The organism is Acidobacteriota bacterium (assembly GCA_033549365.1).
Taxonomy (GTDB): Bacteria; Acidobacteriota; Aminicenantia; order Aminicenantales; family Saccharicenantaceae; genus JAWSUF01.
In genome coordinates, this window is the sequence record JAWSUF010000006.1 from 91089 (window position 1) to 108229 (window position 17141).

Sequence of the window (17141 nt, forward strand, 5' to 3'; positions counted from 1 at the left end):
GAAGCCATGACAAACAAATTCGTTTGAATTCATATATTTATACTATTATCATTCACTTATACTGGTGTCGGCATGCCGACATTGGTCGAAAATATAGTTTGCTTTTTTCAGGGAAGTGGGTTATAAGATTTATGAACCAAAAAGCCTGATTCTATGTTAGTCGGGGAGGCCGCTCTTGATCATCGCTGTCACAAATCAAAAAGGCGGAGTTGGAAAAACCACAACAACAATCAATATCTGTTCAGCCCTGGCTTTTATGGGTAAAAAAGTTTTGCTTGTCGATTTGGATCCCCAAGCCCACAGCACAATATCCTGCGTCAATGATCCGAAAGTTTTGGAGAAATCTCTTTACGAAGTTCTTATGGATAAAAACGAAAAAATTGAGTCGGCAACGACTGCCTCCAATATCCCCGGACTCGAAGTGGCCATCTCTCGCATCGCCATGGCCAAAATCGAACCATCGCTTATTGGCGAATTTGATGGTCATTTTCGACTCAAGGACAAGTTGGAACCCATCCGGAAAAAATATGATTTCATTTTTATTGATACTCCACCGACCCTCGGATTAATTACACTGAACGCACTTGTCGCCGCCGAAAGCGTTTTGATTCCCATTCAATCTTCTTATCTGTGCATGGAGGGGACAGACGATCTTCTGGAGACAATCGATAAAGTTCGACGAATAGCCAATCCCAATCTCCACATTCTCGGTGTTTTAATCACACTTCATGATAAGAGAACGAACCTCGGCAAGGATGTCGTTGATCGGATAAAAAATGTTTTTCAAGACAAGCTCATCAAAGTCTTCATATCCAAAAGCGTTAAGCTCGAGGAAAGTCCGGCCTTCAAGGAATCCATTTTCACATTTGCTCCGGATTCCATCGGGGCCATCCAATATATGAAAGCCGCCGAGGAGATATTACGCCGTGCAGAAAAGTAAAAAATCCGGTTTGCCGGAACAATTCCGCATGAAACACGAGGGGCACTACGTCGATCTCATATCTTCGCGAACAGCGGCGCCCAGGATTCGCATGATATCCGTCGACAGGATCGACCCGAATCCGCATCAGGCGAGAAGCGAGCTAGGAAACATCCAGGAGCTTATGGATTCCATCAGGGCGAAAGGCGTCCTTGAACCCATTCTTGTCCGTCCAAAAGGCGACCGTTTTGATATTATTGCCGGAGAACGCAGATATGTCGCCTCCAAAAACGTCGGGTTAAACGAAGTTCCCTGTATCGAAATGAATGTGGATGAAAACGAGGCAGTGGAAATCGCCTTGATAGAGAATCTACAGAGAAAAGACCTCAATATTTTCGAGGAAGCAGATGGTTTGAACACCCTGGCCACACTTTATAGCTATAATCATCAGCAAATTTCTGATAAAATCGGAAAAGCCAGGTCTTCCATAACGGAAATTTTGTCCATCTCAAGAATTCCCAAGCACCTGCGCGAAAAAATTTCCGGATCCAAATTCATGAGCCGCAGTACCGTCATCGAAATCGCCAAGCAGAAAACAGAAGCCGATATGGAAGCCCTGGTCGATGAAATCATCAAGAGACGCTTAACTCGTGAGGACACCCGTGATTTGTCGAAAATGATCAAGGGGAAGAAATCCAGGAAGCTTAAATATTACGTTTATAATTACATTCCTGAAGATTCGGATAAATATAAACTCCGAATCGAATTCAAGCAGCAAACCGTAACACGAACCGAAATCATCCAGATCCTGGAAAATATTCTTAACAAACTCAGATCGCGCGGCTGATAATTCCCACAAAGAAACTTTGGGCGCCGCACAAAACCGTGCCGGGATTTGAGATCGCGCGAGGAAATTGATCTGAAGCTAAGTTCATTACCTTGGCAGGATCCAGAATTCTCAGCTTATGATGCATATTAGTTGACATAATATATCTTATGCGACGCTATTAATGACTAATTTTTATTTCTTTTATTTTCATTAAGATACGCAATCTTCACACATTGTGGATATCTTCGCGCACTTGTTTTATGCACCAGTGGATTTCGTCATGGTCCGACCTTGCATAAATGCCGATTTTGTGTGAATGGCGCAGGCGCCCTTTTACGGGACTATTTTCTCAAATGGCTTCGATCGTCGACGGTGGTTTCGAAGTGATGTTGTATGTGACGCTGACGACGCCTGGGACCTTCGATGTGATCTCCCGTGCCAACCGTTCGAGAATGTCGAAAGCCAAGGCGGTCGGGCGGGCTTCCCGGGCGTCCACGCTGTCCCAGCAGCGCACTTCGATTTGCTGCCCGAAGTCCCTCCGTCCGTCCCGAATTCCGGTGACACGGTCCTCATGGAGCACCGCCAGATATTGAAAGGCTTTTTGTCCGCCCAGGATATCTTCAACGATCGACGTCGCCTTCCGGATTGTTTCCACGCGTTCCGGCGTAACCTCTCCGATGATGCGCGCAGCCAATGCCGGTCCGGGAAACGGGATCCGTTGGAAGAGTTCGGGCGGCAACCCCAGAGCTTTCCCGACCTTGCGCACACCGTCCTTTCGCAGCTCCACGAGAGGCTCGATAATCTTGTATCCGAAGGCATCCTGTGGATCGATGCCGAGCTGCTCGAACACATTGTGCTGCCGCTTGATTCCGGCGACGGTTTCGTCGACGTCCGTTAAAATCGTTCCCTGAAGGAGGTAGCGGGCTCCGCCTTCCCTGACGATCCGGCCGAAAACATCCTTATAGAATGCCTGGGTGACGGCTTCCCTCTTTTCTTCAGGATCGACCAGGCCCTTGAGGGCTTCAAAAAATTCCCTTCGGGCCTTGATGACATTCACATGCACTCCGAGAGTTTGGAACAGGGCCGCAACCCTTTCCGGTTCGCCCTCACGCATGAGACCGTTATCAATGAATACTGTCTTCAAACGATCTCCCAATGCCCTGTGGCCGATCAGGGTGACGACGGACGAATCGACGCCACCTGACAGGGCATTGACGGCGGTTCCCTCATGACCCACGGTTCGGCGGATATGGGCCACCTGACGTTCGATGAATTCTTCGGGGTTCATGGCTCACATCTCCTTTTGTGTCAATGTTCCCTCCCCCGCCCCGCCGGGACAGGGGTCCGGCTGAATATACCAACCCCCCAGTCCCATGTCAACCAAATGCCTTATCTTATTTATATTCTTTTATTTACAAGATTATCAACGCTCAGGCTTTGAGGACCGTCATTCCTTCAAAGACGACACCTTCTGGAAGATGTGCAGGAAATTTCCGCCGAGGATTTTCCGGATGTCGTTTTCGGTGTAGCCACGGCGATGGAGTTCCGCGGTCACGGCGGCGATCCGGCCGATATGCTCGAGCCCTTGTGGCGTGCTGCTGATTCCGTCGAAATCCGAGCCCAGTCCGACATGGTCGGCGCTTCCCGTGACCTTGACGATATGATCGATGTGGTCGACAACTGTTCCGACATTGACCGCCGGAAGATTCTTCCGCAAGATTCCGCTTTCGCGATCGAATTCCTCCCGGAAGAAGGCGACCGTTCCGGGATCGGCAGCTTCGAGAATCCTCCGGTCTTCCGGCAAGCCGTATTTCCGGAGGAGATCCGTACGCAGCGTGTCCAGGCGGCGGGCGTTTTCGACGTTCAGGAAATCCGGCAGGAAATTGATGCCGATGACTCCCCCGTTTTCGGCCAGAGCCTTGAGCATGTCGTCGGACAGATTGCGATGGTGGTCGGATAAAGCGCGAGAGCAGGAATGGGAGGCGACGATCGGTGCCCGTGTCTCGCGGATGACATCCCAAAATGTTTCATCATGGGCATGCGAGACGTCGATGATCATCCCCAGGCGGTTCATTTCCCGGACGACCTCGCGGCCGAAGTCCGTCAAACCGCCGTGAACGGGCTCGGGGTCGCCCGAGGCGTCGGCCCACCCCGTCCCCAACCAGTGTGTCAGTGTCATCAGGCGGACTCCGGAACGGTGAAACGACCGAAGCAAGGCCAAATCTCCGGCGATGGCATAGCCTCCTTCGACGGCGATCAGAACGCCCGTTTTCCTCACGCCCCGAAGATGCCGGAGATCCTCGGGAGACAGGATCAGATGGAGGTCGTCCGTGTTCTGTTCGATAAGGCGGTGAACCGCATCGACCTGGGCGAATCCCCTGATGACGCCTTGCGCCTCGGCCGCATCACTGTCCGGGGGGGCGACAAAACAGGCAAAGACTTGAAGGTCAACGGCGCCCTCCCGGAGTTTGGGGATGTCGATATGTCCGGACGGGTTATCCCGGCCCAAATCTTCCCCGTCCAAAAAGCGGCCGATCGTGTCGCAGTGCATGTCGGCGACGAAACTTGTCTTATGGAGATATTCGATGCGATCTTCAGGACGAAAAAGATCGTCCCGGGTTTCGGCCAAATATTCCAGCATCTCGATGTGGTAAGCGGCGACGAAGGCCAGAAGGTCGGGATCGATCGTGGAAGCGACGTCCCCCGGACGATGGTATTCGGGATGCTCATCGTCCAACCCCCGTGTCAGGATAGCGCCGGTCCTCAAACTGAGGGCCTTCACGCCGGCATTCAGAAAGGATGTGTGGTCGGATCCCCGATAGTCGAAGCGGGGAACGAACTTGTCTCTGAAGCGTGTCGACATCCGGGATGTCACCCGATCGAACATTCCGGAAAACTCCCACATCCCGCCGACGACCAGGGCGTCGCTTCCTGTGCCGACCATGTCCAGATTGATGTAAACAGCTGTTTTATCCAGAGGATAGACCGGATTTTCGACATAAAAGCGGGATCCCCGCAGGCCCAGTTCCTCGGCCGCCCAGGCCGCAAAGACCAGGGTTCTCGCGGGCTCGAAACCCCGGGCCTGAAGAACCCGGACGATTTCCAGAATGACGCCCACCGAAGCGGCATTGTCGTCGGCTCCGTTGTAGATCGTTCCGTCATGATCGACGCCGAGATGGTCGAGATGGCCGCCGATCAGGATGATTTCGTCCTTCAGGACCGAATCCTTTCCCGGCAGAACCCCGAGGACGTTCGGCGCCGTTCTGTCTTCCCACTGGGGATAGGCCGCCATCTCGACAATCAATCCGTTCGCGTTCAGGGACCGGGGCTTCCGTTCGCGCAACGACCGGCTGAGATGCGTCCGCCAGCTCAGGCCCGTTTGATCGAACATCCGGTCGAGAACATGGGACTTTGCCGTCATGACGACGAATCCGTCCGGACAGAGGCCGAGCGGTGCGCCCTCAGGCGCCGAACCTCTCATGATGTCGTCGGTCCCCACAAAAATCACACCGGCGATTTTTTTTCCAGTCTGACCGGAAAGACAAAGGCTCAGAAGATCGGTTTTGGGTTGGATCAGGATCGGCGGGACTTGGGTCCGCCCGGGCGGATTTACAGGCCCTTGCTCATGGCATTCAGAAAGTCCTGGTTCGTCTTGGTTTTGCCCAGTTTTTCGGCCAGAAGTTCCATGGCTTCGACTTCATTGAGCTGACTCAGAACCTTGCGGAGAATCCAGATCCGGTTGAGATCGACGTCGTCGATGAGCAGTTCTTCCTTGCGGGTTCCGGACCGGGTGATGTCGATGGCCGGGAACAACCGCTTGTCGACCAGACGGCGGTCGAGGTTGATTTCCATGTTGCCGGTTCCCTTGAATTCCTCGAAAATGACCTCGTCCATCCGGCTTCCGGTGTCGACCAGGGCCGTCGCCATGATGGTGAGGCTGCCGCCCTCTTCGATCTTGCGGGCGGAACCGAAGAATTTCTTGGGTTTGTTCAAGGCGTTGGCATCGATACCGCCCGAGAGGACCTTCCCCGAAGGCGGAACGATGGCGTTATGAGCCCGGGCCAGTCGTGTGATGGAGTCGAGGAGAATGACCACGTCCCTCTTGATTTCAACAAGTCTTTTGGCCTTTTCGAGGACAATGTTGGTCACCTGGGCGTTCCGCGTCGGAGGCTCATCGAAGGTGGAAGCGACAACTTCGCCGGAGACGCTTCTTCTGAAATCCGTGACTTCCTCCGGCCTTTCGGCGATGAGAAGAACGATGAGGTACATCTCGGGATGGTTTTTCTCGATGGAATTGGCGATGGTTTTGAGCAGGGTCGTTTTTCCGGCCCGGGGCGGCGAGACAATCAGGCCCCTCTGTCCCTTGCCGATGGGGGTCAGCAGCTCCATGATCCGGGCGCACATGTTTTTGGGGTTGCCGTCCTGGAGCTTGATGAGTTCGTAAGGATACAGGGGGGTCAGGCCTTCGAACTTGACGTTCCGCCGCATTTCGATGATGACGTCGGGATGGAGGAAGTTGACGGCTTCGATTTTAATGAGAGCGAAATATTTCTCGCCGTTTTTAGGAGCGCGGACGACGCCCGAGATCGTGTCGCCCGTGCGGAGCTGGAATTTGCGGATCTGAGAGGGAGAGACATAGATGTCGTCCTGGCTGGGCAGGTAGCTGAACTCCGGAGCCCGCAGGAACCCGAACCCGTCTTCCAGACACTCCAGGACGCCCTCGGAAAACAACAATCCCTGTTTCTTGGCCTGGGCTTCGAAAATCTTGAAAATCACATGGTGCTTGCTGACATTTTCGATCTCGTCCTCGGGAATGTCCATGGAGGCCGCGATCTTCTTGATCTGGGCGATGTCCTTTTCTTCCAGGTCGACGAGATTGTACTCTTTCATAACTTTACCTCGTTGTTTGGATTTGTTGTTGGCCGTGTCTTCCATGTGGGTCTTTCCTCCGTTGTCCTTTTCGCCCCGGACATCAGTTCGTCAGCTGGGGCTCCTTCACGTTTTCCTTGCAGGATATGTCCGCCTTGTCCGCGGGCTGAGGCGGCAGGGGCCGGGTCAGAACGAGTTTCAGCACCTCGTCCATGTTTTCGACAAGATGGATGGTCATGTTCTGCTTGAGATTTTTCGGCAGATCCTTGAGGTCGGCCTTGTTGTCGAAAGGCAGGATCGCCTCGCGCATGCCTTCCCGGTAAGCGGCCAGGAGTTTTTCCTTGATGCCGCCGACGGGAAGGACCTTGCCTTTCAGCGTGATCTCTCCGCTCATGACGATCCTTTTGTTCACAGGAATGTCGGTGAGCAGCGAGATGATGGAGACGGCGATGGTGATTCCGGCCGAGGGCCCTTCCTTGGGGGTGGCGCCTTCGGGAACGTGAACATGGATATCGAAATTTTTATGGAGTTCGCGGCCGATGTCCAGTTCACAGATCTTGCCCCGGACATAGCTGAAGGCCGCTTGGGCGGATTCCTGCATGATTTCCCCGAGATGTCCGGTCAGAGTGAAGCTGCCTTTGCCGTGGGTTTTCATGGCTTCGAAGGTCAGCAGTTCGCCTCCGAACTCCGTCCAGGCCATGCCGATGGAAACGCCCACCTCGTCCGCCTTGTCGATTTCCATGCGGCGGAATTTCGGAATTCCGAGAAAGGTCTCGATATTCCGAGGCGTGACCGTCACCTTATGGCCCTTCCCCTTGGAAACAACCTGTTTGGCCACTTTGCGGCAGACCGTCGTGATTTCACGCTCCAGGTTCCGGACACCGGCTTCCCGGGTGTAGCTGTCGATGATTTTCAGAAGGGCCCGGTCGCTGAACCGCAGGTTGTCCGCCGTCAGGCCGTGCGCTTCCATCTGCTTGGGCAGGAGGAACTTCTTGCCGATCTGGAGTTTTTCCTCCTCCATATATCCGGGAATCCGGATGATTTCCATGCGATCAATGAGGGGCTTGGGGATGGGTTCCAGCATGTTGGCCGTGACGACGAACATGACTTGGGACAGGTCGAAATCGGTATCGATATAGTGGTCCAGGAAGGTGTTGTTCTGTTCGGGATCCAAAACTTCCATCAGGGCGGAAGCCGGATCGCCGCGGAAGTCCATGCTCATCTTGTCGACTTCGTCCAGGAGAAAGACGGGGTTCTTGGTCCCCGAGCGCTTGATCATTTGAATGATACGGCCCGGGTAGGCCCCGATATAGGTCCGGCGATGGCCCCGGATTTCGGCCTCGTCGCGGACCCCGCCCAGGGACAGTCGGACGAATTTTCGTCCCGTCGCCCGGGCGATGGACTTGCCCAGCGAACTCTTTCCGACGCCCGGCGGCCCGAGAAACGCCAGGATGACGCCGCGCGGATTTTTAACAAGCTGGCGGATCGAAAGGTATTCCAGGATTCTTTCCTTGACCTTATCCAATCCGTAGTGATCTTCGTTGAGAATGCGTTCGGCTTCCTTGAGATCACGTTTCTCGCGGGATTTCTTGTTCCAGGGCATGGCGATGAGCCAATCCAGGTAGTTCCGGCTGACCGTCGCTTCGGCCGACATGGGGGGCATGGCCTCAAGCCGCTCGATCTCCTTGAGGGCCTTTTCCTCGGCATCGGCCGGCATGCGGGCCTGGGAGACCTTACGCCTCAATTCCTCGATCTCGTTCGGCTGGTCTTCCTTCCTCTGGCCGGGGGTGCTCATCATGCCCTTGATCCCGGCCTCTTTGTAGCCGCGCCGTTTGCCGCTTTTTTCCCCTTCGCGCGGCATGGCGGAATGAATCTTGAGAATCTCGTTTTCCAGGATGAAATGCAGGCGTCTCAATCGTTCGTGACTGTGAATCGTTTCGAGGATATTCTGCTTTTCTTCAAGCGGGAGATGGATATGAGAGGCGATGATGTCCGCAATGCGGTCGGGCGTGTTTTCCCTCAATGCGGGGATGATCGAATCCATGTTGGCGTGCTGGTTGATTTTGAGATACTCCTCGAAAAGGACCAGGACTCTCTTCAGGAGGTCCTTTGAGGCCGCCGGAGAGGCGCCTTCGGCTTCATGGACGACCTTGGCCAGAATCTGATAGTACGGATAAGTGCTGAGGTATTCGATGATCCGGGCCCGGGCCTTTCCCTCGACAATGACCTTCATGTTCTTGTCGTCGGTCTTGACGGTCCGGATGATCCGGGCGGTCACGCCCACGGAGTAAATGTCGCGCGGCGACGGATTGTCGACGGACGCATCCATCTGGGCCGCCAGAAAGATCATCTTGTCCTTTTCCGCGGCTTTTTCCAGAGCCTGGATGGACGACGGCCGCCCGACGATAAACGGGACCAGTGTGGAAGGAAAAACCACGAGATCCCGAAGAGGAATCAAGGGGATATTGCGGATGATTTCGTTTTTTTCCGGGGAATCAGCCATGAATCATACTCCTACGGCCCGCATGAGCCTTTCGAAACTCAACTCTTCGTCTTCCACCATGTCCCGGGTGATTTCGATGGACATCCCCAGGCTCTCCGACGGCAGGTGGTACATGATATCCAGCATGAGATTTTCCATGATGGCCCGCAAGCCGCGGGCTCCCAGTTTCCGCTCCATTGTCTTTCGGGCGATGGCGGCCAGGGCCTCGTCCGTAAAGCGCAGATCGACGCCCTCCAGACCACAGATTTTCCGGTACTGCCGGATGAGGGAATTTCTGGGCTTGGCGAGAACTTCCACCAGGTCTTTTTCGGACAGCTCGGAAAATGCGGCGATGACGGGAATGCGCCCGACGAGTTCCGGAATGAGCCCGTATTTGATGAGATCCTGCGGAGTCAGGCGATTCAGGAGATCATTCACAGACTGCGCATTCCGGATTTGTGCGGGCGGTCCGGTTCGGAAACCCATCTGGGACCGGCCCAGACGTTCCGCGATGATATCGTCCAAGCCGACAAAGGCGCCGCCGCAAATGAAGAGGATGTGAGTGGTGTCGATGGGGATGAATTCCTGGTGGGGATGCTTTCTTCCACCCTGAGGCGGGACGTTGGCCACCGTGCCTTCGATGATTTTGAGCAGGGCCTGCTGGACGCCCTCTCCGGACACATCCCGGGTAATGGACGGATTCTCGCTTTTGCGACCGATCTTGTCGATTTCATCGATATAGATGATGCCTTTCTGGGCCTTCTCCGGGCTGTTCCCGGCGGCATGCAAAAGCTTAAGAAGCGTGTTCTCGACATCTTCGCCGACATAACCCGCCTCTGTCAGGGTCGTGGCGTCGGCGATGGCGAAGGGAACCGAGAGCATGCGGGCCAGGGTCTGGGCCATGAGGGTTTTCCCGGTGCCCGTGGGCCCGATCAGAAGGATGTTGCTCTTGGCCAACTCAACGTCCCGGTCCTCCTCCTGGGAGAGTTGAATCCTTTTGTAATGATTGTAAACGGCGACGGCCACTTTCTTTTTCGCCGTATCCTGGCCGATGATATAGGCGTCCAGTTCGTTCTTGATTTCCCGCGGCGTCGGGCACTCTCCCGGAATCGGCGCCTGATTTTCAGAAACCGGCGTATTCTTCTCGCTGAAAATCGACGAAGCGGTTCGGACACAATGATCACAGATGGTGACACCTCCCCGGCCGGCGATCATTTTCACGGCCTGGTCCTGGCCTCGGCCGCAGAAACTGCATCGGATCGGCTCAGGAGCTCGGCCTTGAGGTTTATCTGTCATCGTTCTCTCTCGCGTTGTTTGCATTCACGGCCCGGACAGTCCGGCGGTGACATCCGGGGAAAAATCACCGGCCGCTTTTTTCCGATCCGGATGCGATGATATGGTCCACCAGACCGTATTCGAGGGCCTGTTCGGGCGTCATGATGAAGTCCCTCTCAATATCCGCCTGAATCTTATCCTGAGGTTGACGGGAATGCCGGGTGAGAATCCCGTTGAGAATTTCCCTCATTCTCAGGATTTCCTTGGCCTGAATGGCGACATCCGTGGCCTGACCCTGGAATCCGCCGAAAGGCTGGTGCAGAATGATCCGGGAATGGGGAAGCGCATATCTCTTGCCGGGTGTTCCCCCGGACAACAGGACGGCGGCCATGCTGGCGGCCTGGCCGACGCAGATCGTGGCAATGTCGGATTTGATATACTGCATGGTGTCGTAAACGGCAAGGCCCGCGGTGATGCTTCCCCCGGGCGAATTGATGTAAATCGAGATGTCCCTGTCCGTGCCCCGCGTCTCCAGAAAAAGGAGCTGGGCGATCACGGCGTTGGCGGTGTTGTCGTCGATCGCGGACCCGAGAAAAATGATTCCGTCTTTCAGAAGGCGGGAATAGATGTCGTAAGCCCGCTCACTGCGGCCATCCTGTTCGACAACAAAGGGGATCAACGTCATGGGAAGTCTTTATTTAATTATAGCGTTTCCAACCAGAAAGTCAACCGTCTTGCGAATCAGGAGATTTTCCCTGACGGCCTCCAGGCGCCCCCTTTCCTGGAGATTCTCATAAAGGGCATCAGGTTGAACGCCCTCGGCCCCGGCCAGGGCGGCGATTTCTTCACGGATGTCCTCAGGCGTGACATGGAACCCCTCTCTTTTGGCGATCTCATGAAGCACAATCCTGTTTTTGATGTTGCGACGGGCCTGATTCCTGGCGTCGGTTTTCAGGATGTCCGCCGTCTCGGCCGTCAACGGTCCTCCTCGGGGAAGCGATGCCGCCAGATGTCTCAGGACAACCGCCATTTCGTGTTCAACCAGGGATTCCGGGGGCTCGAGCGTCACGCTCTCCGTAAAGGTTTTGACGACTTCCGCCGCCGTCTCTTTCTTCGCCGAATCCTTGCGGGCGGCCCGCAGCCGGTCCCGGATATCGGTCTTGAGGGCATCCAGATTCTCGTAGGCGCCCAGCCTCTTGGCAAACTCGTCGTCAAGTTCGGGAAGTTTCTTTTCCTTGATTTCACTCACACGGAGGCGGTATTCCACATCCCGTCCGGCCAATTTGCGGTTGGCGTGGTTTTCGTCGTAAGTCGTTGTCAAGATCCGTTCTCCGCCGGGCGGAATTCCGGGCAGATGCTCGTTCAGGAAAGGTTCGTTCCCGGAATGGCCGGCAAGAACAACGGCTTTGTCGACGGGCAGGAGTTTTCGGGATTTGAGATCCTTGCCTTGCATTTCGATAACGACATAATCGCCGTCCTGAACTCCGCGCGCCTCGACGGGAACATATTCCGCCGCCTGATTTCGAAGGTCCTCGACGGCCTTGAGAACATCCTCGTCCCGAACCTCCTCCTCCCCCTTCCCCTCGATTTGGATCGCCCGGTAATCCGGAAGATCGAAATCGGGAATGACCTCAAAAGAGACCCGGGCGCGCAGCATTCCGCCTTCCGGGAAATCCAGCTCCTCGATGAGAGGCGTCCCGACCGGCTCCATGCCTCGCGTTTTCAGCTCCTGTTCGAGAAATCTGGGAATCAGGGATTCCACGGCCGAATGCCGGATGTCTTCGGCATAAAGACGGCGAACATGTTCGACCGGAGCCTTTCCGGCCCGGAAACCGGGAATACGAACCCGCGAGGCGTAAGTTTTCGCGGCGATGTCCAGTTCCTTTTGAACATCTTCCTCCGGAACGACGAGATCGATTTCTCTTCGGCTCGGTCCGAGTGTTTTCAGATCGTTTTTCTGATTCTCATGGTCCATGATTTCACCTGTCGGGCTCGAAGGCCCACGCCGTGTTTCCCGGGTGGGAGAATGGGCAGAGCGGGACTCGAACCCGCACTCCTTCATCAGGAACTAGGTCCTAAGCCTAGCGCGTCTGCCGATTCCGCCACCTGCCCTTCTCATTGCGTCCATCGTGTGAAACGGCATATTTTTGCGGGATCCGCGTTTCCTGGGATGCTTCATGCGTCGGTTTGCGGGATGCCGGATTCGGAAAACCATTATTAACATACGCCCCGCCTGTTGTCAAGAATTCCGAATGCCGTCCGGCCCGCTGAAAACCCGGCGACCTCAGCGCAGAAGGGCCCTGAGTTTGTCGGCCAGGCCGGCATCGAGGCCTTGGAGTATGCCCAGGATGTCTCTGGCCCGGGTCTGATCTCCAAGCTGAATGTAAGCAATCGCCAAATTGTACTGAAATGTCGGATTGTTCGGCACCAACTCCACACACTTTCTGAGGGGTTCCAGGGCTTCCTCGTATCTCTTCATCTGCAGGTATCCGTAGCCGACGGCATTGCATCCCTGGGGATCGTCCGGGACCAACTCGGTGTATTGGCTGAAAGCCTCAACGGCTTCCGGCCACCTCTTGAGTTGAGCGTGGCAGGTTCCGATATTGAACCAGGCCGCAGCGTATTTCGGGTTGATCTCCAGGCTCTGCTGAAAGGCGGAGAGGGCCTCGTCTAATCGGCCCTGTTTTTGATGGATGACGCCCAGGTTGTATACGGAAAGTTCATTCTTGGGATTGAGATCGATGATTTTCCGGGCCGCCGCCACGGCTTTTTCGCCCTCCCCCCCTTCGTCATACATTTTCAAAATCTGGGCGTAATAGCCCCTGGCATTGTCCGGAATATTGCGGGCCAGAATTTCATAGGCTTCTTCCGCCTTGTCCAGCCGGCCTCCTTTTTTGTAGGCATCCGCAGCCTGCAGAAGTACGGCGGGATCTTCCGGGGCAAGATTTCCGGCCCGAACCCAGGCATCGCCGGCCTGGATCTGATCTCCCAGCGCCGCCCAGATTTCACCCAGCTTGCGGGCGCCGCTGTAAGCGTTTTCAGGTTCAAGCTTCAGGAAGGCTTCCAGAGCGGCCGCCGCACGGCGCATATCTTTTTTTTGCTCAAAGGCCAGAGCCAAATCATACTGGATCTCGGCATTGAGGGGCGCCAGCGACACGGCTTTTTCCAGGGCCTTGACGGCCTCATCGTAGCTTGCCATTCTCATATAAACCGTGCCCATCCCCTTGTAGGCCTCGGCCCGTTTCGGATCGATGTCGGCGATTTTTTGAAAAGCCGTCAGCGCCGAGGCGTAGTCTTTCTGGTCACGGTAGATTCCGGCCAGCATGTTATGGATATCCAGCATGCTGTCGTCGATACGAACGGCGGATTCCAACTGAATCCGGGCGGTCATGAGCTCGTTTTGAGCCAGCGCCGCCTGGCCCAGCAACAGATGGCCTTCCAGGGTGCCGAAATAATCCTCGGGGAACATCGATTCGAGTTCGAGAGGATTGCCCGATCGGGACATGCCAAGAATGTTTTCCGACTTGATCCCCGCAAAGATCCTTTTTTCCATAATTAGAATCATGGCCACGACCCGGCCGTTCTGATCCATGGCGGCGGCCCCATTGAATGTTTCGGGAATGCGCACCAGCTCGATCTCCAGAAATTCCCGGGATCCGGACAGCCGGTGTTCTTTGCGGGCCACGCCGTTGAAGGGAACAATGATTCCCGCGTCGTTAGCCCCAACCAGAATCAAGGGGGTGTCCGGGCGCAACGGGCCTGAAGCCTCGATCATCAACGGCTGAAGTCTGCCCCGGACCCGAACCAGCGCCGTATTCATTTCCTTGTAGATGGAAATCACGCCTTCGACTCTGAATCGCCGTCCCTTGACGTTCACGACCTCGGCCGAAGACGCCCGGCTGATCAGATTGTAAGGTATGGCGACAAGATCTTCCGCGACGGCAAAACCGCTTCCCCGGCCGATTTCCTGCTGATTCGTTCCATAGGCCATAACGGCAACAACGCCCTGAGACGCCTGTTCAAATATCCGCTCGCTGTCCAACTGGGCGAAAAGACTTGATATGACAAGGCCGGCAAACGCGAATGAACAACAAAGAACGAGTCCCTTTTTCATACCGACACCTCCTATCTTGACCTTAATTTACATGCGCACCCAAGCTCATGTCAACAACACCCCACATCTTTTTCCCTCATGTTGACAAGACCCGGGTCCTTGGATAGCCTAGGAATCCATGAATCTCCCGGCAAGATGGGTCCGGCGCGCGGTCTTGTCCGCAGGTTGTCTTTTGCTGGCCGCAATCGTCCTGGCTCCTCTGGCCGCCGCCGCCGGGCTTCGGGGCTCGGCTCTTCTTTATGCGATCTTCTCCCCTCATTGCCATCAGATCGCCGACCGCTGTTTTCATGTCTCCGGTTATCCCCTTGCCGTCTGTGGGCGTTGCCTCGGCGTGTATCTCGGCTTTTTTCTCGGCGCCCTCCTCTATCCGCTGACACAGTGGAGCCGTCGCAAGGCCACCCCCTCCCTGACCACGCTGGCCGTTTTTTCTCTTCCGATGGCGGTCGATGTCGCCGGAAATCTGTTTCAATTCTGGGCCAGCCCCCTGGGTCTTCGTTTGGCCGCCGGGGGAATTTGGGGAATCGTGCTGCCGTGGTATTTCATTCCCGGAGCGGCCGAAGCCGTTGTGTACAAATCAAAAAACTTGCATCTTCCCTGGAAAAAAACCTAGAATAAGACACATCCGGAATGAAAGGAGATCCGATGAGCCCACAGCGTCCCGGGATTCTCGTTCCTGTTCTCATCGGAGGCGCTGCGGCCGGATTCCTTTCGGGTCTTCCCGTATTCGGATGCCTGTGCTGCCTGTGGCCAATCGGCGGGGCCATGCTGTCCGTTTTTCTTCTGGCCAAAGAGACTCCGCACAGCCTGACCGCGGGAGACGGCGCCATCGTCGGCGCTTTCGCCGGAATCGCCGCGGCGGTCGTTTCCGCCCTGGTGGAAATCCCCCTTAAAACCATGAACGAGGAGTTTCTCCGAACGGTGTTAGGCCGGCTGGCCGAGTTCACGGAGGATCTGCCGGCGGGTTGGGAGACATGGCTGGATCAATCGACCCAGCCGTCCCTCCCCCTGTTTCTGATCGGACTTTTCGTCTCCGCACTCATTTTCGCCGGCCTTGGCGCCCTGGGAGGTATCCTGGGCGTCTCCTTATTCGGCAAAAAGCCATCCCAGCCTGCGGCGGTTCCCGATGCCTCCCAAGACCCAGGTTATCGTCAACCCTGAATCCAACCGCGGCCGCACCCGAAAAAGGTGGTCGGAAATCCGCGAGGCTCTTCGGTCCTTTTTCAAGGAATTCAGGTATGATTTCACGGAAAAACCGTTTCAGGCCATCGACATGGCCCGTGACGCCATCAAGGGAGGGTCCGAGCTTGTCATCGGTGTCGGCGGCGATGGAACGATGAACGAAATCGCCAACGGCTTTTTTGAAAACGGGCGGATCATCAATCCTTCGACATCCCTCGGAATCCTTCCGTCCGGGACGGGCTGTGATCTCATGAAAAGCCTGCGCATCCCCCGGGGGCTCCGCGGCGCCCTCCGAGTCATCTCCGAGACGCATGGAACGCCCATCGACGTCGGCCGGGCCACGTACACAACGCCCGAAGGGAAAACCGAAGGACGGTTTTTTCTCAATATCTCCGACTTCGGAATCGGCGGGGAAGTCGTCCGCAGAGTCAACGAACGCCGCCTGCAACGGAAAGCGTCCTCTTATATCCGGTGTCTGATCGATGCCATGCGGGAGTACAAGGGCAGCGGCATCCGGCTGACGATCGACGGGCGGACTTGGGATGAAGAAAACTGCCTGATCGGGGCCGTGGCCAACGGCCGCATTTTCGGCAAGGGCATGAAAATCGCCCCTCTGGCCAGGATCGATGACGGCTGGTTCGACGTCATTCTGGTCAAGGGCATGAAATTTCTCGAATTCTGTCGCCATGGCTGGAAACTGTTCACGGGAGGACACCTCTCCCACCCGAAAATATCCTGTTTGCGGACCCGGACCGTGGAGGCGTCATCGGCGACCGGTCGGGACATTCTGCTGGAACTCGACGGCGAGCAGCTCGGAAAACTGCCGGCCCGGTTCGAAATCATCCCCCGCCCGCTCCTGGTCAAGGGATGGAGCTCCGAAACCGTCAGTCGGTCCGACCTGCGGTGTTGAGCCGAAAATACCGGGGATCGTTGGTCAGCGTCACACGCCCTTCGGAGTCGACGATCTTGTAAATGCGCGATTTCTGATGGATCGTCGTCTTGGTATAGGACGCCGTGATCCGTTTGACATAATCCCGGGTTTCCCGATAGGGCGGAATCCCGCCATGCCGGATCACCGCCTGTTGACCGGCGTTGTAGGCGGCCAGCACAAGTTTGGTGTCGGCATCGAACATTTGGATCAGATCTTTCAGATAGCGGGCGCCGCCTTCGATGTTTTGCTCGGGATCGAAAACATTCTTGACCCCGTAATGGCGGGCCGTATCAGGCATGAGCTGCATCAACCCGCTGGCCCCCTTGGGAGAAACGGCATATCGATTGTAATTGGATTCGGCGACGATGATGGCATGGATCAGTTCGGAAGGAAGGTTGTGGCGGCCGGCGACCCGTTCGATGATCTGTTGATAGGCGAAACGCCCAGCCGTCCGTCCGGACGCATGAAGAGAAGACAACGCCAGACAACAACCCAAAACCGCAACGATCGCCGCTTTTCCCTTCATGATGGCCTGTTCATCTT

14 protein-coding genes and 1 tRNA gene are annotated in these 17141 nt (G+C 55.7%); 5 read left to right on the forward strand and 10 right to left on the reverse strand.

Annotated features, from left to right (window positions below):
• Positions 1-175: 175 nt before the first annotated feature.
• Together SCM96_10095 and SCM96_10100 are read left to right on the forward strand one after the other, a co-directional pair.
• The gene (locus tag SCM96_10095) at positions 176-940 is read left to right on the forward strand and encodes a ParA family protein (protein ID MDW7760973.1); all 765 of its coding nucleotides are present in this window, start codon (positions 176-178) and stop codon (positions 938-940) included.
• Positions 927-1766, forward strand: a complete 840-nt coding sequence (locus tag SCM96_10100; GenBank protein ID MDW7760974.1) for a ParB/RepB/Spo0J family partition protein — start codon at positions 927-929, stop codon at positions 1764-1766. Before SCM96_10095 ends, SCM96_10100 begins: the two co-directional genes overlap by 14 nt.
• A gap of 331 nt (positions 1767-2097) precedes the next feature.
• Here the strand turns inward: SCM96_10100 and SCM96_10105 are convergent, their stop codons facing one another.
• From SCM96_10105 to SCM96_10145, 9 genes are all read right to left on the reverse strand, one after another.
• Positions 2098-3036 (reverse strand): ExsB family transcriptional regulator, encoded by a 939-nt coding sequence (locus tag SCM96_10105; protein ID MDW7760975.1) that lies wholly within the window; start codon positions 3034-3036, stop codon positions 2098-2100.
• A 159-nt stretch (positions 3037-3195) separates the two neighbouring features.
• Positions 3196-5247 (reverse strand): M20/M25/M40 family metallo-hydrolase, encoded by a 2052-nt coding sequence (locus SCM96_10110; protein ID MDW7760976.1) that lies wholly within the window; start codon positions 5245-5247, stop codon positions 3196-3198.
• Between the two features lie 110 nt (positions 5248-5357).
• A complete protein-coding gene (gene rho, locus SCM96_10115) occupies positions 5358-6638 on the reverse strand; it encodes a transcription termination factor Rho (GenBank protein ID MDW7760977.1) in 1281 nt (426 codons plus the stop codon).
• Between the two features lie 82 nt (positions 6639-6720).
• Positions 6721-9120: an endopeptidase La gene (gene lon, locus SCM96_10120; GenBank protein ID MDW7760978.1), complete on the reverse strand. Its 2400-nt coding sequence runs from the start codon at positions 9118-9120 to the stop codon at positions 6721-6723.
• Positions 9121-9123: 3 nt separating this feature from the next.
• Positions 9124-10395: an ATP-dependent Clp protease ATP-binding subunit ClpX gene (gene clpX, locus SCM96_10125; GenBank protein MDW7760979.1), complete on the reverse strand. Its 1272-nt coding sequence runs from the start codon at positions 10393-10395 to the stop codon at positions 9124-9126.
• Positions 10396-10459: 64 nt separating this feature from the next.
• Positions 10460-11059 (reverse strand): ATP-dependent Clp protease proteolytic subunit, encoded by a 600-nt coding sequence (locus SCM96_10130; GenBank protein MDW7760980.1) that lies wholly within the window; start codon positions 11057-11059, stop codon positions 10460-10462.
• A 9-nt stretch (positions 11060-11068) separates the two neighbouring features.
• Complete coding sequence (tig, locus tag SCM96_10135) at positions 11069-12349, reverse strand: trigger factor (protein ID MDW7760981.1); 1281 nt, start codon at positions 12347-12349, stop codon at positions 11069-11071.
• A 52-nt stretch (positions 12350-12401) separates the two neighbouring features.
• Positions 12402-12486: transfer RNA gene (locus SCM96_10140), tRNA-Leu, on the reverse strand.
• A gap of 172 nt (positions 12487-12658) precedes the next feature.
• Positions 12659-14488 carry a tetratricopeptide repeat protein gene (locus SCM96_10145; GenBank protein MDW7760982.1) on the reverse strand — a complete coding sequence of 610 codons (1830 nt, stop codon included), beginning with the start codon at positions 14486-14488 and terminating at the stop codon, positions 12659-12661.
• Positions 14489-14606: 118 nt separating this feature from the next.
• Between SCM96_10145 and SCM96_10150 the strand changes: the two genes are divergently transcribed.
• From SCM96_10150 to SCM96_10160, 3 genes are read left to right on the forward strand one after another with little or no spacing between them, the layout of a single operon-like run.
• Positions 14607-15098, forward strand: coding sequence for a DUF2085 domain-containing protein (locus tag SCM96_10150; protein ID MDW7760983.1), 492 nt, complete (start codon positions 14607-14609; stop codon positions 15096-15098).
• A 32-nt stretch (positions 15099-15130) separates the two neighbouring features.
• Positions 15131-15646 carry a hypothetical protein gene (locus SCM96_10155; GenBank protein MDW7760984.1) on the forward strand — a complete coding sequence of 172 codons (516 nt, stop codon included), beginning with the start codon at positions 15131-15133 and terminating at the stop codon, positions 15644-15646.
• Positions 15612-16577, forward strand: a complete 966-nt coding sequence (locus SCM96_10160; GenBank protein ID MDW7760985.1) for a diacylglycerol kinase family lipid kinase — start codon at positions 15612-15614, stop codon at positions 16575-16577. Before SCM96_10155 ends, SCM96_10160 begins: the two co-directional genes overlap by 35 nt.
• Here SCM96_10160 and SCM96_10165 read toward each other — a convergent pair.
• Positions 16552-17124, reverse strand: a complete 573-nt coding sequence (locus tag SCM96_10165) for a lytic transglycosylase domain-containing protein (GenBank protein ID MDW7760986.1) — start codon at positions 17122-17124, stop codon at positions 16552-16554. The genes SCM96_10160 and SCM96_10165 overlap by 26 nt on opposite strands.
• Positions 17125-17141 lie beyond the last annotated feature (17 nt).